Source organism: Mycobacterium sp. D16Q16 (assembly GCF_002013745.1).
Taxonomy (GTDB): domain Bacteria; phylum Actinomycetota; class Actinomycetes; order Mycobacteriales; family Mycobacteriaceae; genus Mycobacterium.
In genome coordinates, this window is sequence record NZ_MAEY01000004.1 from 271,147 (window position 1) to 292,915 (window position 21,769).

A 21,769-nucleotide genomic window follows, 5' to 3' on the forward strand; every position below is an offset into this window, starting at 1 on the left:
GGCTCGCCGAGCCCGTCGCACTTCGGTACGTCAGGTACTTCGGGCCGAGCACCGGTGACCAAGTGCCCTGTCCACGCCGGAGTTCGTCACCAAGAGTCGATATCACCACCAGCCGAGCGGAGCCGATATGCCCAAGACCATGGTTCACATCGACGTCGTCCAGACCGCGATCCAACTTGCCTGCCGCGCGCGGGCCGCGAGGCGATCATCAGCTGCGGCGCAGCGCTGGATCATTTCCGGGTCGCGATGGCCTCGGCCGGATGGACGGCCCGCGTGGAACGGATCCCCGACCCCGATAACCCCGATCATCTCGCGACCATCACCTTCTCGCCCAGAAACGTTGTGGTCGTGGGTGATCGGCGACGCGCGGACGCTATCTTGCAGCGGCGCACCGACCGCCTGCCCTTCGGGTTACCGCCCAACTGGTCACAGTTCGCGCGGATGCTCAACTCGGTGATCGCCGATAGGGCGGTGATTCTGGACGTTGTCGACGACGCGATGCGGCCGAGATTGGCCGACGCGTCGGCGCTCAGTGACGCCCTACGTATCTACGATTCGGCCTACCACACCGAGCTCGATTGGTGGACCGCGTCGTTCACGCTGCAGGAAGGTATCCCCCGCAGTGCGCTGGTGTCGGCCGGCGAGAGCGATCGCGTTGACATCGGCCGCACCTTTCCCGTCGTCTCGGAACGGGCCTCGCGATCTGGCCCACAGGAGGACCAGGCCAAGGTGCTGGCGCTGTCCACGGCCCGAGACACCCCCAAGCATCTGTTGCGCTGCGGCGAACTGCTGTCCGAGGTGCTGCTGGAAGCGACGCTGGCGGGGATGGCAACCTGCACCATCACCCACATGCTGGAGTTGACGGCGAGTCGCGAGGCAGTCGGCGCCGCCATCGGGCGCGCGCACCCACAGGCATTGATCCGGGTGGGCCTGGCTCCCACATTCGGCCGCGTTCCGCCCCCGACACCGCGCCGGTCGCTTGCCGACGTGCTCGAGATTCGCGGCTAGGGCACGGCCATGAGCGATATCCGCATTCCCGAACCCGCGGTGGTGGTCGGTATTGACGGCTCGCGGTCTGCCGTGCGGGCCGCGTTGTGGGCGGTCGATGAGGCGCTGCACCGTGAGGTGCCACTGCGCTTGGTCCACGTGGTGCCCGCGCCGCGGTTCCCCGAGTTCAACAACGAGCCAAGTCCCGCCGGGGCCGCCGTAGGGCATGCCTTCCGCGAGATTAGTGCGACACGAAAGCCGGTGAAGGTCCTGGTCGACATCCGGCATGGCCGGGTGGCAGACGTGCTCCTGGACTCCTCGCGCGGTGCCCTCATGCTCTGCGTGGGTGCGATAGGCATCAGCGGCTCCGACACCCGGAAGGTCGGGTCCACCGCTGCTGAAGTTCTCCGATCGGTGCACTGCCCGGTCGCGGTGATCCGTGACGGACAGCCACCCCCGGGTGCGACACCGGCGGTAGTCGTGGAGGTCGACGAGTCCCACGAGTCCGTAGCCTCGCTGGAGCTGGCCGCGCACGAGGCAAGGCTGCGCGGAGCGCCGATGCGAGTCCTGCTGCGCCACCGCGTGCAGAGCGCGGCCGGGCACCGGGTCGCCACCCTGGCGCGTGAGGACCGTCAGGTGTCGGCCGTCCTGCTGGAGCGACGCCTGGCACCGCTGCGAGCCCGGCATCCCGACCTGGACGTCCGCGCCCTCGATCCGGTGGGCGGCACGCTGGATTACCTGGAGCGTCACGGGCATTCCGTGCAGCTGGTCATCGTCGGGGCCGGCGACGCGGCGCATGTGCGGGAATTGGTCGGCCCCCATGGGTGCGGCGTTCTGGGCAGGACGCACTGTTCGGTACTTATTGCCGCGCGGCAACGGCTGCTATAGGCCACACCTCCGCGTGCGGCCCACTGCGCGCACCACGCCCCGTTTGGGGTACCTCGCTACTCGCGTCATCGAGACCGCGTCAGGTCAGGATTCTGTGTATCGCTTTGGCACAACGAAACCGAACTGCACGGCCCTTGCCGGGAGGAGTAGAAATGATTACGCGAACTGCCCCACACAGCGTCTCGCCGGACGTCAACCTGCTCATCCTGGTCGAGGCCGGTCCTGCTCACGACCTTCGTGAGCAGCCGGGTGGAATAAATTCAGCTACACCGATTTTCGAGGCTGTTCGAGTCGCCGGGCACACCGTCGCGCCCCTCCACGCCAACGCGGCGGGCGTACCACCCGAGCTTCGATCCATCTTCGTCGTCACCGCACCCGCCGGGCCCGAATTCGATCGGCTCGCCGAGCACCTGCGGGCACTCCCCGGTGTCGCGGCCACCTACCTGGAATCCCCCGAGGTTCGCCCGCAGCCCGTCGGCCCCCGCCCCATTCCGGTGTCGATCGGCAGTCAGCGCCGGGCAGCAATCCACCGTGTCACCCGTGGCGGCATCGGGGCTCTGCACACGCGCAGGCTAGCCGGTTAGTACCGACCACGAAGGGGGCTGTGCGGCGCCGCACAGCCCCCTTCCCTCTCGTGCCGCTATTGGATACCCGCGTTGGGCGGCGCGATATGCGTTCGCCCCTCCGGCTCCACGACCATGACCCCGGGAATATCCACCAGTTCAGCGGCATTCGCGATATCGCCGGACACCACGCCGATCTCGCGGTGTACCTGCATACCCGCCATGCCGGCGGCCCGCAACGCCGCCACCGTGCCGTCGAAATCACGCTCGTCGACCGTCACGGTGACCCGCTGTCCCGTCACTGTGGGGCCTGCACAAGCCCGGAGCCGACGTCGACGGCCGGAACGTTGAGCGGCACCGCGTGTTGCAACAGCACCGCCCACAACTGCCTGCCGGTGAGCCCGGTGGCCTCGCACCACAATGCCGCGATACCCGACACATGGGGTGTGGCCATGCTGGTGCCGCTGATCGTGTTGTAGCGCTTCGGCATCGGCCACGACGAGTAGACATCGACACCCGGTCCGGCAAGGTCGATACGGCCGGCGGCTTTCGTCTTGGTGCTCGAGCGCGCCGAGAACCAGCCCGGCCTCAACGACGAATCCACCGCGGCGATGGCCATGATCGAGCGGCTGTTCGCGGGCACTCCGACAAAGCCGTAGTTTCCGACCCGTCGGTTCGCGTTGTTTCCCGCCGCAGCGATGATCAGCGATCCGCGATCGAGTGCTCGCTGTCCCACCGTCTCGTAGGCAAGAGATGTCTTGTCGACATTGGCGCCCAATGACATCGAGATGACGGCGCAGTTGTTGGCCACTGCCCAGTTGATACCGGCAAGTATGCCGCCATCGGCGCCCGACCCGGCGTTGCTCAACACCTTGCCCACAAAGATCTCGGCCTCGGTGGCCGCCCCATAACGGCGGCTTCCGCGCGGGGAACGCGGCCCGCAGGAGGTTCCGATGCAGTGCGTGCCGTGTCCGTGTCCATCATCGGCGGTCTCTCCGTCGATAAACGATTGCATGGTCACGTGACGCTTCTTGAAGTCCGGATGTGCGGGGTCGAAACCGGTGTCCAACACCGCCACCCGAACGCCGCGGCCGGTCTTTGAACTCGTATCCGTCCTCGTCGCCTGCAGACCCCATGTCGACGCGTCGGTATCCGCAAAGGCAGCGGCGAGCTCAGCGGCGGCCGGTATCGCGGTGTCGGCCTGTAGGCGGGCGAAGAGGTCGGAGACACCATGCTGGTATCCGCTGAGGTACTCGGGAGACGTGACCGTCAGCGCATGATGGATCAGCTCCGGTTCCACGGACAACACCACGTCGCCTGCGTCAGCGGCGGCCTGAAGTGCCACGGTCTGTTCGGCGTCGGAGTCGACGACCGCCAGCCCCAGCTCGTCGAACACTGTCGCGTCGGCGTCGACGACAGCGCTGATATCCATTGCCTGGTTCTGAAAATCACTGCTGTGGGCGATATTCGAAAACCCCGCGACGCCGGCAAGGGTGTTGGCATGGTTTCCGCGTGCCTTCGCCGGAGCGAGTACCACCACGTGCCTTCCGGTGTAAATCTGCGAGTCGGTGTTAGTCATTTCTAGGTCCGTCCTTTCGTGACGTACATGATGGGAAGCCGCAGACGCCCAACGGGATACAGACGCACTAGCTCGGCTACCAGCAATAGTCGGCAGCGCCGTGCGATTTCGAACGAGTGGTCCACTACCTGCATTGACAGCAGTGGGCGCGAGCCCGGTCCGATCCCAAAGTCGGCACGTCATCGCCGCCCACGAACGAAGTAGCCCGCTACTCGTGTGGGTGTCCGCCCGCCGGATCTACGGTTCGAGAAGACCTATAACCAAAAGGAGCGAATCATGACAACGCTTGAACGACAGGCAGTCCGGCAGCCGTCACACGCACCCACGACCAAGGTCGCGGCCAGCGGCACCGCCGGCGCGATCTCGGTTGTCCTGGTCTTCGTTCTCGGCAAGTTCAATGTCGAGATACCCGGAGACGTCGGATCGGCCATCACCGTCCTCTTCTCCGTGGCATCCGGCTACTTGGTGCATGAGCGCACCGTTCTTCAGCGACCGGCATCAGAAGGCACCGCGGAAGATTGACGCGCGGCCGATCGCGCGCGATATGTCTATTCCTGAGGGTTGGCCAGATCGCTCCACACAATCTTGGCAAGTTGATCACGGTCTGCGACATCGAGTTTGATGCACGCACGGTAGATGTGACCCTCGATGGTCCGCACCGACAGCGTGAGACGCTCAGCGATCTCGCGGTTGCACAGCCCCTCACCGATGAGCGCCGCGATTTCACGCTCACGTGCCGTGACCGGCAGTGGTCGGGCGGCGGCCCGAATCGCGGGTGTGGCCGCGCCACCGCATTGGCCTGCGATCCGCAGTGCACGCGCGGCAGACTCCGCGCACTTGCTTCTATCCCCATCGCGCCCGCGCAACGCCACCGCTTGTGCCGCGGCATCGGCCGCCGAGAGCAGCAGGCCGGCGTTCTCGAACTCGCCACTCACCGCGTCCAGTGCCGCGGCGTCCGATGTGCCGACCGCGACCGCGTGCCGGGCGTACAGCCCCACCAACGGGCCATGAACCCGCGGTACCAGTGATTCGAGGCGGCGCCCCACAGTCCGGTCACCGAACCGTGCCGCATGGTGCAAGGCCTCGGCCTCCACCGCATACTGACCGGCCGTGTGTGCGGCATCGGCCGCGCGCCGGGCGGCGTCTACCGCCGACCGATCCGCACCACGCGCTGCGGCGAGCCATGATTTCGCGATCAACAGCTGGGGGTCGTGCAACGCGACGAACTGCCCCGAGTGTTCCCCCGACTCGGTCAACACGCGCTCAGCATCGTCGACCTTCCCGAGTGCTGCGTAAGCGCGGGCGAGCAGAAGCCGCGCGGGCAACTGCCACGGCAGCGGCCTCTCGGCATTGAGCGCGGCCAGAGCCTGCTCGATCGACGATATCGCCGTCGGGAAGGCGCCGCGGTGCACAGCGACCAGCCCGGCCATGATGCGCGCAATCGCCCATGCGAGAAACTGTCCGGCAGAGGAGAATTCGGTGTACTCAGTAACACGGCGGTCGGCCAGCCGGAGCTGCCCGGTGTAGACGAGCGCCAGCACGTCGCAGTAGCGCACCATCACCGCGATCATGCCGTCGGTGGACCGTTTCTGAGCGCGGCACCTCGCCGCGATCGGCTCGAACTCGTCACCGCGTCCGGCGACGGGCAGCGCCAGCCCGATACCGAATGCCGCGAATTCCACGGCCTGCCGGGGCGCCTCCGGATCCGACAGCACCAGGGTCGCGGCGGCCAGCCCCTCGTCGAACTGATTCTCGTGCACAGCCAGCGCCGCCCCCGTCGCATCGACGACCAGTTTCAGGGCGGGATGCTGTACCCGTTCACGGAGCAGAGCCATCAGCTCGTGCGCACGCTGGACGTCGCCCATCGACCAGAACGCGATGGACACGAGTGGAAGGCCCCACAGGACCAGCGAGAGCTCGTCGAGCTGGTCCGGATCAAACTCGGCGAGCGCCTGCTCGGCTTCCTCGGGCCGGCCCTGCCACAGCAGAGCCCGGGAGAGCACCTCGGCCGCACGCAGTCCGCCGTCGCGTTCCACCGCGCACCGCGCCAGGTGCTCCCCGACCGGCAGGTTGGACAGGTACACGGCGTCTTTCGCGGCGGAGACCAAGAGGGCCGGGTCGGTGGCCTCGTCGCTGTCGACCGACAGCTGCGCCAGCCGGATGCGCTTGGCGGCCGAGCCGATATCGCGCTCCCGGAGCGCCCGCACGAGCTGGCCGCGCAGACGTCGGGCCGAGGCGGTTCCCACTCTGCGCCGGACCACCTCACCCAACATCGGATGGCTGAACCGCACATTGATCCGCCGGCCGTCGGCCTCGACACGGACAAAGCCGGTGATCTCCGCGCCATCCAGGGCGTCGCCCCCGGCGATCTCGCACAATGTGTCGAGATCAAGCGGTTCGCACAAGGACAGCAGTTTCAGCACGTTGAGCACGTCGCCATCCAGCTGTTCGAGGCGATCTCCGAGGAGTGCGGCCAACCCCGACGGAACCACCGTGTTACCGCGCAGCTGCCACACCCCGTGGACAGCGGTGAGGGATCCGGCCTCGACAGCCCCTTCCACCAGATGCCGAAGGAACAGCGGATTGCCACCGGATGACTCCCACATCACGTCCGCGCTGAGCCCTTCGAGCGCTCCGCCGAGCACCGACTCGACGAGGGCGACGCTCTGCTCCTTGGTGAACGCCTCGAGCTCGAACCGGCGCAAGTAGTCGTCTTTCCACAATGCGGTGACCGCGTCCGGAACGGGCTCGCCGCTACGCACGGTGGCCACCAACCGGCACGCGTGGCCGACGGCGATCTGATGCAGCAATGTCGCGGAGAGGTCGTCCAGCAGATGAGCGTCATCGATTCCGATAATCGGATGTGGCGTTGCGACAATGGATTCCCGCGCTGCCGCAATAAGGGCGGCCGGATCACGCGACCCGGTGGTCTGTATCCAATGGGCGAACACCCCCAGCGGAATGCTGCGCGACGACTCGGTGCACGCCACCCAGCGAACCTGGCATTCCAACGAGTCGGTAACCGTACGCGCGAGGGTCGTCTTGCCGACTCCGGCGGAGCCGACCAACACCACCCCACACGACACATCGTCCGCCAGCGTTGAGCGGACGGCCTCGAATTCAGTTGGGCGGTCGAGCAACTGCCAGCTCCCCGACATGGAAACTGAGTCTAGATCGCGATACCGATTTGCGTGGGCCAGTCCGCCGGACGACTTCTCCCGCGCGGCGGGTTTGGTGATCGTAGGTGTCATCGCAACCATCTCAGTCCGGCAGATCCTCGACCCCGGCCGGCTCCATCCGCGACACCCCGTTCTTCTCATGCCGAAAGTTGCTGGATGCCTCGTAGACTCGGAGTTTCAGCCGATTGATCGATCCCAGTGGGCGATGCGCCGCCAGGGCGCGCCAGGAGTTGAAGGACAGCACATCGTCGCCAAATACCTGCCGTTCGGCGCTGTATGAATCTTGCACGGGGAAGACGATTTTGGCGATTGCCCGGTGTGGTGAGTCCGCCTCAGGCCACGCGACGGTGGCGTCCTCGAGTGGCATGGTCTTGGCATCGGTGCACAACTGCGCCCTCAGTTCGTACTCAGCGCTGTTGTGCCGGAAGAACTCTGCGACCAAATGACGGAGCTCGTCGTCGGCGATAGGCTCCGGCAGGAGCACCCCCTCAAGGTCCCGCACCGACTGTGACAGGGGAACGTAGCTGAGCTTGGCCACGTACTCTCCGTACCGTAGCGGCGCCGAGGAGTAGAAGGTGTCGCCAAGGATATGCGTGTTGGGACGCACGAACACGGCCACCGATTCCGGTAGTGAGAGTCCCACGCGTGGAAGAAATTTCGCCACACCACCGAGAAGGTTGCTACCCAGCCTGAGCGCGGTGTCCGGCAGGCGCGCTAGCAACCATGCCGTCGGCATTCCCCGCCGAAGATATGCCTTGGCGCCCGCGAAGAGGAACTCGCGATGGGTGACCAGGACGAAATCCTGGGTGGTGGCCTCGTCATCCGGAAGAGTACGGGCACCCTCGACGCCCAGGACCTTGATACCCAGGCCCCGCACGCCCCGGATCCGGTCGCTGCGCAGTAGACCAGAGGTCGTAGACAACCTCGAGATGACCGGGTATCTACCAGGAGTCGCGAACATGCCCTGGCGTAGGTGCGGCGGTAGGTCCGGATAAACCGTCAGCTCGCCGCGCAAGATGCCGTGACTCTTTGCGTGTGCATCGCGGACGGCATGCCGGTACTTCCGGAAGGCCCGTTCGTTGTTGGTGTGCAACACCTTGATGATCTTGTCGATGACCTCCTCCTCGCCGGGCGGGGCCACACTCATGTCCTCGTGGTACCGAAGGTAGGTATGCGTCGCGTCGAGTGGTCGCTCCGTTGTGCCCATCGCGCTCCAGTCCTCCCGTATTAGTGGTCCGAGACTGTCGATATCCGTCGGACACGGTGACTTGGTCAGTGTCGTGAAAGCCGGCGGCGCGCGCACGAGTACACGACTACTCAATCCTGCGCCGCTGCAGGGGCCGATGCAGGTGAAATGACGAGGTATTCCCGCTGCGCTCGGAAATCCGAATTTCATGGGATCGAGTAGTTCAATACTCACGTTCCATGCCACCGGATTTGTCAGCATTATCGGTATGCCGAAAAAGGACAGACCCGCCAGTTCGGCCGCCGCTCTGGCGTCGTGGCTCGCGACACGAATCGATCGGTCGGTCGGATGGTCCAGGCTGCCGCCCGCGATCGGTATCGCAGTACTCATCGGGCTACGCAACGCATTACGGGCCGACAATCTGTTCGACACGGGACGGGCTCCGGGCGGTTGTTCGCCGCCTGAGAATGCCGGCTACCGCACCGCCCGGACATTGGATGGCACCTACAACAACCTCGACCACCCGCTCATGGGTTCGGTGGGAAGTCGATTCGGGCGCAACGCTCCACCGGCACAGACCTTCCCCGAACCTGCCGGGCAACTCCTGGACCCGAATCCCCGGCTGATCAGTCGCAGACTGCTGACCCGTGACCAGTTCATTCCGGCGACGACGCTCAACGTGCTGGCCGCGGCGTGGATCCAGTTCGAGGTGCACGACTGGTTCAGCCACAACACCGCCGAGTCCGAGCCCTGGGCCTTGCCGCTCGATGAGGACGATCCGTGGCCGCAGCGCCCCATGCAGATACGTCGCACCGCCCCCGATCCCTGCCCCGACGCATCAGGTCCCCCGACATTCGTCACCCAGGACACCCACTGGTGGGACGGATCGCAGGTCTATGGCGGCACCCGCGACATCGCTGATGCACTGCGCTCCGGGACCCGGGGCACGCTGCGGCTGGACCCGCTCGGTCTGCCGCCGGCCGATGTCGAAGAGCTCGCCAGCGCATCGGAGACAACCGCCAACTTCTGGGTTGGTCTGGCCATCCTGCATTCGCTGTTCATGCGGGAACACAATGCGATCTGCGCGCACCTGGCCGCCAGCCACCCCGACATGTCCGATCAAGAGCTGTACGACAAGGCTCGCCTGGTCAACACCGCACTCATGGCGAAGATCCACACGATCGACTGGACCCCCGCGATTATTGGGCACCCCACCACAGTGTTCGCGATGCACACAAACTGGTCCGGCATTCTTGGTGAGCGCTTGAGCAAGCTGTTTCGCCGTCGCCCCCATAACGCGCTGCTGCGCGGCATTCCCGGCTCACCGACGAGTCTGCATCACGTGCCTTATTCGCTAACCGAAGAGTTTGTCGCGGTGTACCGGATGCACCCGCTCATCCCCGATCATTTCGTGCTCCGGTCGGCATCCGACGACTCCGTGATCGCCGAGCAGGAACTGCCCGATCTGGCCGTCCAGCACGTCCGGACCCGGTTCAGTGAAACCTCGATAGAGAACATCTTCTATTCGTTCGGCCGTGCCAATCCGGGCGCACTGACCCTGCATAACTTCCCCCGTCATCTGCAGCGTCTGGAGCGACCGGACGGATCGATTCTGGACCTCGCGGCCATCGACGTGCTTCGGGTCCGTGAACGCGGCGTCCCCCGCTACAACCAGTTCCGTCGGATGTTGCGGCTGCTGCCGGTGTCTTCCTTCGCCGAACTCACCGATGACCCGGTGGTGGCTAGGGAACTCGCCGCGATCTATGGCGACGTGGAGCGGGTGGACCTGATGGTCGGTCTGTACGCAGAGCCCAAACCGAAGGGATTTGGGTTCAGCGACACTGCTTTCCGGATATTCGTGCTGATGGCGTCCCGACGGTTGGAGAGCGACAGGTTCTTCACATCCGACTTCCGGCCCGAGATCTACACCACGGAAGGCTTTGCGTGGGTCAGGGATAACTCGATGCGCTCGGTCCTGCTCCGGCACTTCCCATCCCTGGAGCCCGCGCTGACCGGTGTCGCCAATCCCTTTGCACCGTGGGCGCCCGCATGGGCCAGCGGGCCAGCCGAGTAGTCGAATACTCATGACCGGCAAGGGCCTTTGGGTCCACAATCGTCAGATGAGCCCCACTGGATTCATGCCAGCGGTGCGCGGTGACTAGCCCCGTGCCGCGTGGCCCCAAGCGGCCGTCGGTCATCAGTCCGATGGTGCTCGCCGATCCGCAGACGGCGCCTCCGGGCGAGGCCAAGGCATTGGTCACCGACAATGACGACCGCAGGATGGTGCTGATCGAGCTTCTCGTCGGCGCCGGCATCGACCCCGACGACGTACGCGACCAATTCCTGCACATGTTCCACCGGGTGCTGCGCGACGAGCCGCCCGCGCCGACACCCGTCGGCCGCCACTATGTGCGGTGCATGCTCACCCCCGACGAGATCCAGCGCCTGGTCCGTGGCGGCGCCAAGTCCTCGAGCGCCAAAAGCGCGCAACAAGCACTGCAGCTGATTCGGCGCGTGTGGCCCGATCTGGTGGTCGAGGCGCACCTGGATCGGTCGCTCACGACGATCAAGGCAGATGCGGCGATCCGTACCTATGGCTCCGGCGGCACCGGGGTCGTCTGGGCGGTGCTGGATTCGGGAATCGATGCCGAGCACCCGCATTTCGCCGCCAACGGCACCCTCACCGCAGACTCCGTGCGGCCCCTGCACAAGGACTTCACGCTTTCTCCGGAAGCGTCGAAGGGCCCACTCGTGGACGTGTACGGACATGGCACCCATGTGGCCGGCATCATCGCGGGCGAATCACCCACCGACCCGAAACTCATCCGGATCGCATCCACCCAACCAACCGCCGAGGGACTGCCCGAATGGGTTCCGCGAGTGCTGGCACAGGGGTCGCGTCTGTCCGGGGTGGCGCCGCACGCCAATCTGGTAAGCCTCAAAGTTCTCGATGACGACGGCAAGACGCTGTCGAGCGTGCTCATCGATGCCCTCAACTACGTACGTGAGATCAACAGCTACGGCAACGACCTACAGATCCACGGCGTGAATCTGTCTCTGGGATGCGGCTGGATGCCCAGGGATTACGCGGCAGGTCAAAGTCCGCTGTGCCGCGAACTCGATCTGCTCACCGGCACCGGGGTGGTGTGCGTCGTGAGCGCGGGAAACCTGGGTGCCGGCACCGCCGCAGCCGGTGTGGGTGCTGCCATTCTCGGAACGACGGCCGATGTCTACGGGCAGCTGTCCACCATCACCGACCCCGGCAATGCCGCCACCGCCATCACCGTCGGTTCGGTCCACCGGTATCGACCCCACACCAGCGGTGTCACCTTCGACTCCTCCAAGGGGCCGACTCTCGACGGTCGGCGCAAGCCCGACCTGGTGGCACCCGGCGAGCGGATAACCTCTGCGGCAACCGGTCTCATGTCCGAGGGCATTGATCTGTTGAAGGACGACGGTACCGAAGGAGCCGCCAACTACATCGAGGACAGCGGGACCTCGATGGCCGCCGCGCACGTCTCGGGTGCGATCGCTGCGTTCTTGTCCGCCCGCACGGAGTTCGTAGGTAAACCGCAGGAGGTCAAGGAGATCTTCCTGAAGTCGGCCGTTGACTTGGGACGCCACGAGTTCTTCCAGGGCGCCGGGCTGGTCGACCTGATGCGCGCACTATCCAACACGTAGCGAAAGGCGAGGACATCATGACAACGACGGTAACGATTAGCGGACTGCCTTACTACGAACCAGATTTCAATGCCGACGGCTCACTGAACGACGCCACTGGCGACGGTGACGGCGGCCTGCCCGCGGCGGTGGCCGCCGGGGGCATCACCGATCTGTTTGTGATGTCACACGGCTGGAACAACAGCGTCAGTTCAGCACGCCAGCTCTACACCGCCATGTTCTCGCTGATCGCCGACCAGCTCGGCGGCCACACCGACGGCGTGGCTGTCGTGGGGATCAACTGGCCGTCCGTGTTACTGCCCGACGACGATCCGGATAGCGCTCCTCCAGTCCCTTCGACGGGTGCGCAGCTCGCCGCCGCGCTGGCTCCACGTTTCCCCGGCCAGGCCGAGCAGCTCAAGACGATGGGCGAGCTGCTCGACGAGAAACCGCAGCAGCCCGCCAAGCTCATCGAGTTCCACGCATTGGCCTCCGGACTGGTCACCACCAAGCCGCAGTCGGAAGAGGATAGCGGCGAGTCGAGCATCGTGGACAGCGATCCCCTCGCGGTGTTCGGGCAAGCCGCGGCCATGGCACCGAAGTCCACGAGTGCCGCGCAGGGGCTGGGCAATCCATTCACCGCGCTGTGGTCGGGAGCGCGCGAGATCCTGCGCACGATGAGCTATTACGAGATGAAGAACCGGGCCGGAGTCATCGGCGAACGCGGCCTGGGCCCGCTACTGGCCTCATTGTCGGGTCCTGGCGGCGCACCCCGCATTCACCTCATCGGGCACAGTTTCGGCGCGCGACTGGTCTCCTATGCGCTGGCGGGGCTGCCGAAGACCGGAACGAGCCCGGTCAAGTCGCTCACCTTGATCCAGGGCGCCTTCTCGCACTTCACCTTCAACCGCAAGCTGATCTTCGACCCGGGCCGTGGCCCCGGCGGCCTGGCCGGGCTCGAAGAGCGGGTGGACGGGCCGCTGCTCGCAACGTATTCGTCTGCCGATCGCGCGGTCGGCTGGTGGTACCCGGCGGCCAGCATGCTTGCGCGGCAGGACAGTCAGGCCGGGCAGGACCTTTGGTTCCGCTGGGGGGCGATGGGTCACGACGGATACCAGCAGGATCCCTCCGCCACCACGCTTGAGCTGTCCGAGCCCGGGAAGCCCTATGACTTCCAGCGCGGGCAGTTCTACCGGCTCGATGCCAACAAGGTCATCGACGACGCCAGCCAGTCCGAGTTCAGCGGCGCCCATAGCGATATCCAGCACCCCGAGGTGGCCTGGGCAATCGTCTCGGCCGCCCGCGCCACCTGATTGACCACGAAAATCATTCCTGCACTGTGAGATCGAGTACCGGACTACGCGCGAACCAGACCCACACATCGGAAGACGATGAGCAGGTCCTAGCTCGAACCTCACGCACTATGCAAGGAGTCCCCCATGGCTACCGCAGTCAAGTCAACGAATCACAAACCATCCGAGACCGAGTACGAAATATCAGGGGCCGCCGGTGCAGCCGCTGTCACCGAACACGAGTTACCGTCGGCGCAAGCGGGTAACGCCGACACCGAGACCTCCAACGCCGCAACGCAAGCGCAGGGTGAATCGGCAGTCAGTGAACTGGGTTCGGTCGACGGGTTAGCCACCGATGAGTCCGAGCTCGCGCCGCTGGACGCCATCCTGGGTAGTTATCCTGAGTTGGCCAATAGCGCCGAAGTCATCATCGGTACCGACGATCGCGTTCGGGTCGGCAACACCACGACGTTCCCGTGGCGCGCTATCTGCCACCTGATCATCACCTCTGCCAACAATCGCACCTATGTCGGGACGGGATGGCTGATCGCACCCCGCACCGTCATGACCGCCGGACACTGCGTCTACATGCATGCCGATGGCGGATGGGTGCGCTCGATCCAGGTGATTCCCGGCCGCAATTCCGGTGTCCGTCCGTTCGGAACCCATGTGGGTACCTCCTTCCGCAGTGTTACCGGGTGGACCCAGAACCAGAACCGCGACAACGACTACGGCGCGATCATCCTGCCGCCGTCGTCGCGACCGGGCGATCAGACGGGCTACTTCGGTTTCGCAACCCGCAACGACGACTTCCTGAAGGCCGCGGCGCTGAATCTATCCGGGTATCCCGGTGAGAAGAACGGTGAGCAGTGGTTCATGGCGCAACGCGCCAAGGCGGTCTCCGATCGCGTCATCACCTACAACATCGACACCACGGGCGGGCAGAGCGGCTCACCGGTGTGGGTGCTGCAGAATGGAAACCGTTATGGCGTCGGCGTTCACACCAATGGCGCCAACTCAGGCAACTCGGCCACTCGCATCAACAGCGCCGTCTTCAACAACATGTCGACCTGGAAGAGTAACGGTATGTGACAAGGCATTTCAGGAAACCCGAGAAATCCGGACACTGGAGGATACGTGGTCGGTATCTCATTCCGTGACCCCGCCGGGCGTCCCATGGCCGGTGCTGTGATCAGCATCGCCGCGGCGCCCGGCGAGGTCCACGATATCGCGATGGTCGCCGACGACTGGGGCGAGATAGTGATCTCCGCCCCCCTGGCCGGCGACTATCGATTTCTTGTGTCGCACACGGGGAAGACCTTTCACGCCACGGCCCATATCGCCGAGGGACAAGATCAACTCACGGTGACCGCCAGCTAGGCGTATGGGCACGGATCAGGGCGCCGTCCGGCCCGGGATATCGCGCGCGGCCGGATAACAGCCGTGCAGGCCTCGGATGAGGCGATGCGCCTCATCAAGATCCTTCTGCATTACCCGCAGGCGCTTACGATGCCGCGGCATCACATCGCCGGTGCGGCAGATCTGCCGTTCGGTCTTGGCGATTTGTTGGGACACGTGGTCCACATGCTCATACAGCGACCGCAGCAGCACCCGAGCCTGCGCTACCGCCGCGTCTTCCGCCATGCGGGCATGGTCGCACCATTTCCTCGCCCGTTCGCGACGGCACAGGCCCCATGGAGAAATGAGCCACGACACCTGTAGTGCTTCGTCTGCCCGATTGCTTGCCATCCGTTGACTTCGTAATAGTTTCGATATAGCTTTCGTAATACTTTCGTAGGAGAAGAGAGGGGGCTCTGATATGGCACGTTTCTTCCGTCATGGCGAGCTGCCGCTCGTACTTCTGGCACTGCTGGCGCAGCGCCCAATGCATGGTTACGAGCTGATGTCCGAACTGTCGAGGCTCTTCGGGCCCGGCGGGTACCAACCGTCCCCCGGCACGGTGTATCCCGCCGTCGAGGCATTGGCCGTGGAAGGCCTGCTGACGGGTCAGACACGCGAAGGCCGGACTGTGTATCGGGCGTCCGCAGAGGGCGAACAAGCGCTGACCGGCCGCGCCGATGTGCTCGCGGCGGTGGAACTGCGCACCGGCGCACGGTTCGGCCGTGGGGATTCGTTCGAGAAGATCCTCGCCCGGTTCTCCGCGCGGGTCATGCCGTCCGCAGGGCGCGTGGATCCGGTCGCGGTCGAGGCGATCCTCGATCGGGCCGCCACCGAGATCACAGGGCTTGCCCGAGTTGACGACCGCAGGAGAGGAGCCAAGTAGTGAGCGGTGATGCCTTTGAACGAGCGGTGGAACGCGCCGAACGCCGGGCCGAGGAGGAACAGCACAGGCTCGAGCGAAAACGCCGGGCATGGATCGGGCAGGTGAATCGAGCAGCCTTCCAGATCCACGCCGCCACCTATGTGGCCGTGCAGATCCTCCTGGTCGCGATCTGGGCACTCACCTGGCAATTCGACCACGGGACTGCGTACCCCTGGTTCATCTATCCGTTGCTGGGCTGGGGCATTGCCCTCATCGCCCATTACGTCGTCGCCAGGTCCATTTGGCGTCACGCCGAGGGTGAGCCCGCCCTCGAGTCCTGGCCTGCCGAGGGCACTAACCGAGCCACTCACGAAACACCCACTCAGGAGTCACCATGACCACCGACGAGAGCACCAGGACCATCAAGACCAGGCGGATCACATTCCAGTATCCGACCGGTTCACTGGATCGCCACTACGTACAAGGCGACCTGGTGATGAGCCACGTCATCGCGATGCTCTCCGCGGTGTTCCCCGAGGGGGAGGACTACTTCATCCGGTCCGTCAAACACTTCTCCGACCAGATCACCGATCCCGTGCTGAAGAAGCAGGTGGCCGGGTTCATTGGCCAGGAGGTGACTCACGGGCGCGAACACCGCGAGCTCAACGAGCGGCTACAGCAGATGGGCTACCCGACGCGCATCGTCGACCGGATGACCATGCGCGTGATGAATCTCTACACGCGATACCTGCCGCCTCGCTTCAACCTCGCCATGACGGCGGCCCTGGAGCATTACACCGCGACGCTCGCCGAGACGCTGCTGACCGATCAGCGCGCCCAGGATCTGCTGGGCGAGGGCGAGGTCCGCTCGATGCTTCTCTGGCATGCGCTGGAGGAGTCCGAACACCGTGCCGTCGCATTCGATGTCTATCGCGCCGTCGGGGGCACCGAACGGATGCGCAGGTGGGCTATGCGGCTCATCACCACGGTGTTCCTCTGCGGGACCGTCCTCGACACCCTGATGTCCCTGATTCCGGACAGGGCGACGTACAACCCCGTCAGGTTAGCCAAAAGTGTTGGCGAGCTGCGGAATTCACCCTTCGCCACCCGGGACGTGCTTAACCGTGTCAGGGCCTACAACCGCCCCGGTTTCCACCCGGACGAGTTCGACAACACAGACCTCGTGGAACGCTGGAACACCGAACTCTTCGGTGAGCAAGGACAGCTGGCCGGCCATCTGCGCTGAGCGGACCCGCCCTGCGTGCTGGGGCAGTCGCACAGAGGATTCTGCCCGGCCGGTGATGATCCAACCCCCTAAAACGACCTCAGGCCCCCTCGAGAGGGGGCCTGAGTGCTGTGGCGGGTGCAGGATTCGAACCTGCGTAGGCGTAAGCCGACGGATTTACAGTCCGCTCCCATTGGCCGCTCGGGCAACCCGCCTTATCAGACGATGCAGGATACAACGATAGGGTCGGGCCAACGCAAACCGACTGGATACGGAACATACGAGGACCAGAAAGAGGGAGCAGTTATGGCGGATTCATCATTCGACATCGTGAGCAAGATCGACCGTCAGGAGGTCGACAACGCGCTGAACCAGGCGGCCAAGGAACTGGCCACCCGATTCGACTTCCGTGGGACCGACACCACTATCGCCTGGAAAGGTGACGAGGCCATCGAGCTGGTGAGCTCCACGGAGGAGCGCCTGAAGGCGGCCGTCGACGTCTTCAAGGAGAAGCTCATCCGCCGGGACATCAGCATGAAGGCCTTCGATGCGGGCGACCCCGCCCCCAGCGGCAAGACCTACCGGCTCACCGGAACCCTCAAGCAGGGCATCGACGCCGAGAACGCCAAGAAGATCAACAAGATCATCCGCGACGAGGGCCCCAAGGGTGTCAAGTCGCAGGTACAGGGCGAGGAAATCCGGGTGTCGAGCAAGAAGCGCGACGACCTGCAGGCTGTTCAGGCCCTGTTGAAGGGCTCCGATCTCGATATTGCGTTGCAGTTCGTCAACTACCGGTAAGACGATGGTCCGGTGATCACTCCAACGCATCTGATCGGTTTCGCGATCGCGGCCTACGCCATCATCGTGATCCCCGGGCCCAGCGTGCTGTTCGCAGTCGGCCGCTCGCTGAGCCTGGGGCGCAAGTCGGGTCTGGTCACGGTGCTCGGCAACACCGCCGGCACGATGGTGCCGCTGGTGCTGACCACGGCGGGATTGGGCGCACTCCTGGCCGCGTCCGCCTGGGCACTGACGGCGGTGAAGCTCGTCGGCGCCGCCTACCTGATCTACCTTGGCGTACAGGCGATCCGGAACCGCAAGTCGCTCATCAACGCATTGAACGCGCAGCATCCCGCGGTCGGTACGCAACGCGTGTTCCGGCAGGGCTTCGTCGTCGGTATGACGAACCCCAAGACCGCACTGTTCTTCGCGGCGGTACTCCCCCAGTTCGCCGACCCCGCGGCGGGGTCGATGCCGGTGCAAATCGCGGTGTTCGGCGCCATCTTCGTGCTGATCGCGCTCGCCTCGGACAGCCTGTGGGCGGTGCTGGCGGGCACCGCACGCAGCTGGTTCGCACGCTCCCCCAAGCGTCTTGAGGCGGTCGGGGCCACGGGCGGATTCATGATCGTCGGGCTGGGCGCCGGTGTGGCGGTGAGCTCCAGCTGACGCCGACACGCCGCGTTTCGTCGGATCTACCCGCGATACGCGTCAGGAACCGGAGTCTCGACGACCGGCGGAGCACTCTCGCAGCAGCTCGGCCAGCAGCGCGCGGTCGGGCCGGTACGGAGTGTTGAAACCCAATCGGTGCACCAGATCCCCGTAGCAGCACTGTAACTCGCGTGCGCCCTGCGCGACGTCGGTCACGGTAACGGCCGCAGTGTCGACGAACTCGTCGTCGATCAGGCTGGTCATCGCATCCCATTCGCCTTGTTTGGACAGCTCTTTCAGTTTCGGGCCCACCTCTGTGCGGCCGTGCAATTCAAGGATCGGCCAGTAGGCGGGTGTGGACCCGTAAAAGGCGAGCTGCTTGCGCACCGCGGCGCGGGCGCTGGCCAGCTCGGCGTCATCACGCCCGATGATGATCATCGGCGAGTGATGGATGTGAATGTCGGCGAGCGTCTTTCCGGATTTCTCCGCGCCCCGCGCCAGCGTCGGAAGGGTGACCTGCGCGAGGTAATCGGGCGTGCAGAACGGGTGCGACAAGAATCCGTCCGCGACCTCGCCGGCCACCTCGGTCATCCCGCTACCGACACCGGCCAGCCAGATAGGTGGCGGGCCAAAGGCGCTCACCTCACCCGGATCGGGCATGAACATCGGCGTCATGAGGGTGTTCTGGTAGAACTCACCGCGATAATCCAGGCGGCCACGCTCCTGCCACGACTGCCAGATGGCGCGCACGGCCAGCACCATGTCCCGCATTCTCGCTGCGGGACTGCTCCACGGCATGCCGAACCGGCGGGTGATGTGGGGTTTGATCTGCGTGCCGAGTCCCAGGATGAATCGCCCATTCGAATATGCCTGCAGGTCCCAGCCAATAGTGGCGAGCAGCATCGGATTTCGCGCGAACGCGACCGCGATCGAGGTGCCCAGGGTGACCTCCTTCGTGTGCTCGGCGGCCAGCAACAGCGGCAAGAATGGGTCGTGCGCTCCCTCGAACGTCCAGATACCGGAGTACCCGGCACCCTCGGCCTCGGCAGCGTCGGCAGCCATGGCGGTCAACCCGGTCGTGAGCGTTACATCGATCAGCACCACACTCATATTGCCGAAGTCCATATTCGAGGCGCACCGGGCCCATACCCTGGCGGGCATGGCAGCACTTCGTGAACCACAAGTCGTCGTCCTCGGGGGCGGATCCTGGGGCACCACTGTGGCGTCGATTGTCGCGCGTCGCAGCCCCACCCTGCAGTGGGCCCGCTCGCCGGAGACCGTGGCGGATATCAATGAACGGCACCGTAATTCGCGATATCTCACCGACGAGGTAGAGCTCACCGAAAGCCTGCGCGCCACCTCGGACCTACACGAGGCCATCGAGCAGGCCGACGTGGTGATCATGGGGGTTCCCTCGCACAGCTTTCGCGAAGTGCTGACCGAAATCGGGCAGTCGCTGCGCCCGTGGGTGCCGATCGTCTCGCTGGTCAAGGGCCTCGAGCAGGGGTCGCGGATGCGAATGTCGCAGATCATCGAGGAAGTGCTGCCCGGGCACCCGGCGGGCATCCTGGCCGGGCCCAACATCGCCAAGGAGGTGGCTCGCGGGTATGCGGCCGCCGGTGTTGTCGCGATGCCCGATCAGCACCAGGCAGCGCGTCTGGGAGAGCTCTTCCGCACCTCACGTTTTCGCGTGTACAGCACCAACGACGTGGTGGGTGTGGAGATGGCGGGCGCGCTCAAGAACGTCTTCGCCATCGCGAGCGGTATGGGTTATGCGATCGGGATCGGCGAGAACACCCGCGCCATGGTGATCGCGCGGGCCCTGCGGGAGATGACCAAACTCGGTGTGGCCATGGGCGGTAACCCCGAGACGTTCCCGGGCCTGGCGGGCCTGGGCGACCTCATCGTCACCTGCACCAGCCCCAGCAGCCGCAACCGGCACGTCGGTGAGGAGATCGGCAAGGGCAAGACCATCGACGAGATCATCCAGGCGATGAACCAGGTGGCCGAGGGCGTGAAAGCCTCGTCGGTGGTGATGACGCTCGCCGACGAGTACGGCATCCACATGCCGATCGCCCGCGAGGTTGACGGGGTGATCAACCACGGCTCCACCGTGGAGCAGGCCTACCGCGGGCTCATGGCGGCGACACCCGGCCACGAGGTGCACGGCACCGGATTCTGATCAGGCCGGCAAGTACTCGGGCTTCACCACATCACGCAGCTCGGACAGCGCCACCCGGCTCTGCATCGGCCCCTCGGCATACGCCGCCACCTGATAGGGCTCGAAGGAGAACAGCAGCGCGTCGCCGTCGAGGGAGAGATTCTTGAAGTTTCCGGCCTCAGGAACCGTTCCGGTATCGACGAATTCGGAGCCCACACCGCCGAGTTGCGCGCGCAGATCGCTGCGGACCAGTGCGGAGATCTTGGGCAGCGCCGCCGCGAGATCGATCAGCAGCGACCCCAGGGTGATGGCCTGTTTGGTGATGCGGTCGAAGGTGACGGTGCGAAACGCGAATCCCGGGTGATAGCCGCCGAGCGACTCACTGATGGAGAACCGGACTCCATCGGACGGGTGCACACCCTTGCCCTGGTACGCGTCGAAGGTGACGTTGAGCGCCCACTGCTTGCCTTCGGGTGGGGCACCCGCACGCTCGACGGACGTGCGGAATTTGGCGCGGATATCCGCCACCAGCTCGTCAACCGCCTTCTGCAGCTCAGGGAACGACGAATCCCACTGGACGGGGACGAGCAGATGTTGCGTGGCCTGCGGCGTGACCTCGTCGATGACGCAGCCCTGGGTGGCATCCCAGCGACCACCGTGTTTGGGGCACGCGGACTCCGCAGCCGGATCGACCGTCACGGTCGGGGTGGTCGCGGCGGCGTCTGACGCGCCGCTGGACGCTTGAGTGGGCGTGTCGCTGGGTGCTTCTCCCCGATCGCAACCGACGAGGAGGATGCCGCACACGGCGGCGATCAGCAGGTTCCCAAGACGCATGGAACCAATCTAACGGGCCACTAGGTGGTGTAGCTGCCGCCCGGACCGACCACGAAGCCGTTCTGCCAGCGGTTGTTGACACAGGTCAGCGTGCCGGCGCCGTCCAGGCCGCAGCTGACCTCGCGGTAACTCAGGCGATGACCTGGCGGCAAGGGCTTGAAGGATTCACCGCCGATGCCGTAGATCGGCCGATCGGTGCTGGCGAAACCGGGAGCCGTACTGCCGCTGACGAGGTTCGCCCCGTTCGGTGCCCCGGGCAGTGGACCACTGCAGCCATAGCTGGCGTCGGCGCGCTTGATCAGACAGGAGATCCCGCCGGGGATGGTGAAGCCATAGGCGGTGTCCGCCATGATGCTGTATTCCAGCGGCGATACCGCAGTGAATCCGTTGACGTTCGGAAGCCCGGACGGGTCAAGCGGATTCGGGGTGTCCGGGTCGGCAGACGCCATACCCGCGAGCATGACGGCGGCGACCGCGCTGGTCATAGCGCCAAGGATGGGCAGGGTACGCATCCCGTGACCATATCC

The 21,769-nt window shown here is 65.1% G+C and carries 22 protein-coding genes, 1 tRNA gene and 1 pseudogene; 15 read left to right on the plus strand and 9 right to left on the minus strand.

All coding sequences use genetic code 11. The features are described from left to right. Window positions 1-127: 127 nt before the first annotated feature. From B4394_RS05840 to B4394_RS05850, 3 genes and pseudogenes are all read left to right on the plus strand, one after another. Window positions 128-1,008: pseudogene (locus B4394_RS05840) on the plus strand (Acg family FMN-binding oxidoreductase). Between the two features lie 9 nt (window positions 1,009-1,017). After that, entirely contained in the window at window positions 1,018-1,875 is an 858-nt protein-coding gene (locus B4394_RS05845) for a universal stress protein (RefSeq protein ID WP_078314472.1), read from the plus strand. Window positions 1,876-2,027: 152 nt separating this feature from the next. After that, complete coding sequence (locus B4394_RS05850; protein ID WP_286141903.1) at window positions 2,028-2,459, plus strand: hypothetical protein; 432 nt, start codon at window positions 2,028-2,030, stop codon at window positions 2,457-2,459. Between the two features lie 56 nt (window positions 2,460-2,515). Here the strand turns inward: B4394_RS05850 and B4394_RS05855 are convergent, their stop codons facing one another. After that, window positions 2,516-2,740: a hypothetical protein gene (locus B4394_RS05855; RefSeq protein ID WP_078308421.1), complete on the minus strand. Its 225-nt coding sequence runs from the start codon at window positions 2,738-2,740 to the stop codon at window positions 2,516-2,518. Beyond that, on the minus strand, window positions 2,737-4,017 hold the full coding sequence (locus B4394_RS05860) for a S8 family serine peptidase (RefSeq protein WP_078314473.1): 1,281 nt from the start codon (window positions 4,015-4,017) through the stop codon (window positions 2,737-2,739). Before B4394_RS05860 ends, B4394_RS05855 begins: the two co-directional genes overlap by 4 nt. A gap of 276 nt (window positions 4,018-4,293) precedes the next feature. On the opposite strand from B4394_RS05860, the gene B4394_RS05865 reads away from it, so the two are divergent. Then, window positions 4,294-4,539 (plus strand): hypothetical protein, encoded by a 246-nt coding sequence (locus B4394_RS05865; protein WP_139359959.1) that lies wholly within the window; start codon window positions 4,294-4,296, stop codon window positions 4,537-4,539. 26 nt (window positions 4,540-4,565) lie between these two features. On the opposite strand, the gene B4394_RS05870 is transcribed toward B4394_RS05865, so the two are convergent. Then, entirely contained in the window at window positions 4,566-7,175 is a 2,610-nt protein-coding gene (locus B4394_RS05870; RefSeq protein WP_078308549.1) for a LuxR C-terminal-related transcriptional regulator, read from the minus strand. 103 nt (window positions 7,176-7,278) lie between these two features. Next, window positions 7,279-8,403 (minus strand): catalase family protein, encoded by a 1,125-nt coding sequence (locus tag B4394_RS05875; protein ID WP_078308412.1) that lies wholly within the window; start codon window positions 8,401-8,403, stop codon window positions 7,279-7,281. 247 nt (window positions 8,404-8,650) lie between these two features. On the opposite strand from B4394_RS05875, the gene B4394_RS05880 reads away from it, so the two are divergent. From B4394_RS05880 to B4394_RS05900, 5 genes are all read left to right on the plus strand, one after another. Continuing rightward, entirely contained in the window at window positions 8,651-10,456 is a 1,806-nt protein-coding gene (locus B4394_RS05880; protein WP_078308548.1) for a peroxidase family protein, read from the plus strand. 80 nt (window positions 10,457-10,536) lie between these two features. Beyond that, on the plus strand, window positions 10,537-12,063 hold the full coding sequence (locus B4394_RS05885; protein WP_078308409.1) for a S8 family peptidase: 1,527 nt from the start codon (window positions 10,537-10,539) through the stop codon (window positions 12,061-12,063). 17 nt (window positions 12,064-12,080) lie between these two features. After that, window positions 12,081-13,355 (plus strand): alpha/beta hydrolase family protein, encoded by a 1,275-nt coding sequence (locus B4394_RS05890; protein WP_078308407.1) that lies wholly within the window; start codon window positions 12,081-12,083, stop codon window positions 13,353-13,355. A gap of 126 nt (window positions 13,356-13,481) precedes the next feature. After that, complete coding sequence (locus B4394_RS05895) at window positions 13,482-14,426, plus strand: trypsin-like serine peptidase (RefSeq protein ID WP_078314474.1); 945 nt, start codon at window positions 13,482-13,484, stop codon at window positions 14,424-14,426. 45 nt (window positions 14,427-14,471) lie between these two features. Then, on the plus strand, window positions 14,472-14,714 hold the full coding sequence (locus B4394_RS05900) for a peptidase associated/transthyretin-like domain-containing protein (RefSeq protein ID WP_078297793.1): 243 nt from the start codon (window positions 14,472-14,474) through the stop codon (window positions 14,712-14,714). Window positions 14,715-14,729: 15 nt separating this feature from the next. On the opposite strand, the gene B4394_RS05905 is transcribed toward B4394_RS05900, so the two are convergent. Continuing rightward, on the minus strand, window positions 14,730-14,978 hold the full coding sequence (locus B4394_RS05905) for a hypothetical protein (RefSeq protein WP_078308401.1): 249 nt from the start codon (window positions 14,976-14,978) through the stop codon (window positions 14,730-14,732). Window positions 14,979-15,153: 175 nt separating this feature from the next. Here B4394_RS05905 and B4394_RS05910 point away from each other — a divergent pair, with 175 nt between their 5' ends. The 3 genes from B4394_RS05910 to B4394_RS05920 are packed head-to-tail and all read left to right on the plus strand — an operon-like array spanning window position 15,154 to window position 16,843. Then, the gene (locus B4394_RS05910; protein ID WP_078308398.1) at window positions 15,154-15,618 is read left to right on the plus strand and encodes a PadR family transcriptional regulator; all 465 of its coding nucleotides are present in this window, start codon (window positions 15,154-15,156) and stop codon (window positions 15,616-15,618) included. Further along, on the plus strand, window positions 15,618-15,995 hold the full coding sequence (locus B4394_RS05915) for a 2TM domain-containing protein (RefSeq protein WP_078308395.1): 378 nt from the start codon (window positions 15,618-15,620) through the stop codon (window positions 15,993-15,995). Before B4394_RS05910 ends, B4394_RS05915 begins: the two co-directional genes overlap by 1 nt. Next, window positions 15,992-16,843, plus strand: coding sequence for a metal-dependent hydrolase (locus B4394_RS05920; protein ID WP_078308392.1), 852 nt, complete (start codon window positions 15,992-15,994; stop codon window positions 16,841-16,843). The genes B4394_RS05915 and B4394_RS05920 overlap by 4 nt, the downstream gene beginning before the upstream one ends. 111 nt (window positions 16,844-16,954) lie before the next feature. Here B4394_RS05920 and B4394_RS05925 read toward each other — a convergent pair. Continuing rightward, window positions 16,955-17,037, minus strand: a tRNA-Tyr gene (locus tag B4394_RS05925). 91 nt (window positions 17,038-17,128) lie between these two features. Between B4394_RS05925 and B4394_RS05930 the strand changes: the two genes are divergently transcribed. After that, window positions 17,129-17,620 (plus strand): YajQ family cyclic di-GMP-binding protein, encoded by a 492-nt coding sequence (locus B4394_RS05930; protein WP_078288602.1) that lies wholly within the window; start codon window positions 17,129-17,131, stop codon window positions 17,618-17,620. Between the two features lie 12 nt (window positions 17,621-17,632). Next, complete coding sequence (locus B4394_RS05935; protein ID WP_078308386.1) at window positions 17,633-18,265, plus strand: LysE family translocator; 633 nt, start codon at window positions 17,633-17,635, stop codon at window positions 18,263-18,265. Between the two features lie 42 nt (window positions 18,266-18,307). On the opposite strand, the gene B4394_RS05940 is transcribed toward B4394_RS05935, so the two are convergent. Beyond that, on the minus strand, window positions 18,308-19,372 hold the full coding sequence (locus B4394_RS05940; protein WP_078314475.1) for a TIGR03617 family F420-dependent LLM class oxidoreductase: 1,065 nt from the start codon (window positions 19,370-19,372) through the stop codon (window positions 18,308-18,310). A 34-nt stretch (window positions 19,373-19,406) separates the two neighbouring features. Here B4394_RS05940 and B4394_RS05945 point away from each other — a divergent pair, with 34 nt between their 5' ends. Beyond that, window positions 19,407-20,429 (plus strand): NAD(P)H-dependent glycerol-3-phosphate dehydrogenase, encoded by a 1,023-nt coding sequence (locus B4394_RS05945; protein WP_078288610.1) that lies wholly within the window; start codon window positions 19,407-19,409, stop codon window positions 20,427-20,429. Here B4394_RS05945 and B4394_RS05950 read toward each other — a convergent pair whose 3' ends face one another. Together B4394_RS05950 and B4394_RS05955 are read right to left on the minus strand one after the other, a co-directional pair. After that, a complete protein-coding gene (locus B4394_RS05950; RefSeq protein ID WP_078314476.1) occupies window positions 20,430-21,242 on the minus strand; it encodes an RsiV family protein in 813 nt (270 codons plus the stop codon). A 20-nt stretch (window positions 21,243-21,262) separates the two neighbouring features. Continuing rightward, a complete protein-coding gene (locus B4394_RS05955; protein ID WP_078308378.1) occupies window positions 21,263-21,754 on the minus strand; it encodes a hypothetical protein in 492 nt (163 codons plus the stop codon). Between the last annotated feature and the right edge of the window lie 15 nt (window positions 21,755-21,769).

What these genes read in the sequence shown, in the direction of transcription:
- B4394_RS05945 (WP_078288610.1), top strand. Translation starts at nt 19,407, where the DNA reads ATGGCAGCACTTCGTGAACCACAAGTCGTCGTCCTCGGGGGCGGATCC.
- B4394_RS05955 (WP_078308378.1), bottom strand. Translation starts at nt 21,754, where the DNA reads ATGCGTACCCTGCCCATCCTTGGCGCTATGACCAGCGCGGTCGCCGCC.
- B4394_RS05890 (WP_078308407.1), top strand. Translation starts at nt 12,081, where the DNA reads ATGACAACGACGGTAACGATTAGCGGACTGCCTTACTACGAACCAGAT.
- B4394_RS05930 (WP_078288602.1), top strand. Translation starts at nt 17,129, where the DNA reads ATGGCGGATTCATCATTCGACATCGTGAGCAAGATCGACCGTCAGGAG.
- B4394_RS05895 (WP_078314474.1), top strand. Translation starts at nt 13,482, where the DNA reads ATGGCTACCGCAGTCAAGTCAACGAATCACAAACCATCCGAGACCGAG.
- B4394_RS05910 (WP_078308398.1), top strand. Translation starts at nt 15,154, where the DNA reads ATGGCACGTTTCTTCCGTCATGGCGAGCTGCCGCTCGTACTTCTGGCA.
- B4394_RS05860 (WP_078314473.1), bottom strand. Translation starts at nt 4,017, where the DNA reads ATGACTAACACCGACTCGCAGATTTACACCGGAAGGCACGTGGTGGTA.
- B4394_RS05875 (WP_078308412.1), bottom strand. Translation starts at nt 8,403, where the DNA reads ATGGGCACAACGGAGCGACCACTCGACGCGACGCATACCTACCTTCGG.
- B4394_RS05940 (WP_078314475.1), bottom strand. Translation starts at nt 19,372, where the DNA reads ATGGACTTCGGCAATATGAGTGTGGTGCTGATCGATGTAACGCTCACG.
- B4394_RS05880 (WP_078308548.1), top strand. Translation starts at nt 8,651, where the DNA reads ATGCCGAAAAAGGACAGACCCGCCAGTTCGGCCGCCGCTCTGGCGTCG.
- B4394_RS05845 (WP_078314472.1), top strand. Translation starts at nt 1,018, where the DNA reads ATGAGCGATATCCGCATTCCCGAACCCGCGGTGGTGGTCGGTATTGAC.
- B4394_RS05850 (WP_286141903.1), top strand. Translation starts at nt 2,028, where the DNA reads ATGATTACGCGAACTGCCCCACACAGCGTCTCGCCGGACGTCAACCTG.
- B4394_RS05920 (WP_078308392.1), top strand. Translation starts at nt 15,992, where the DNA reads ATGACCACCGACGAGAGCACCAGGACCATCAAGACCAGGCGGATCACA.
- B4394_RS05950 (WP_078314476.1), bottom strand. Translation starts at nt 21,242, where the DNA reads ATGCGTCTTGGGAACCTGCTGATCGCCGCCGTGTGCGGCATCCTCCTC.
- B4394_RS05905 (WP_078308401.1), bottom strand. Translation starts at nt 14,978, where the DNA reads ATGGCGGAAGACGCGGCGGTAGCGCAGGCTCGGGTGCTGCTGCGGTCG.
- B4394_RS05870 (WP_078308549.1), bottom strand. Translation starts at nt 7,175, where the DNA reads ATGTCGGGGAGCTGGCAGTTGCTCGACCGCCCAACTGAATTCGAGGCC.
- B4394_RS05865 (WP_139359959.1), top strand. Translation starts at nt 4,294, where the DNA reads ATGACAACGCTTGAACGACAGGCAGTCCGGCAGCCGTCACACGCACCC.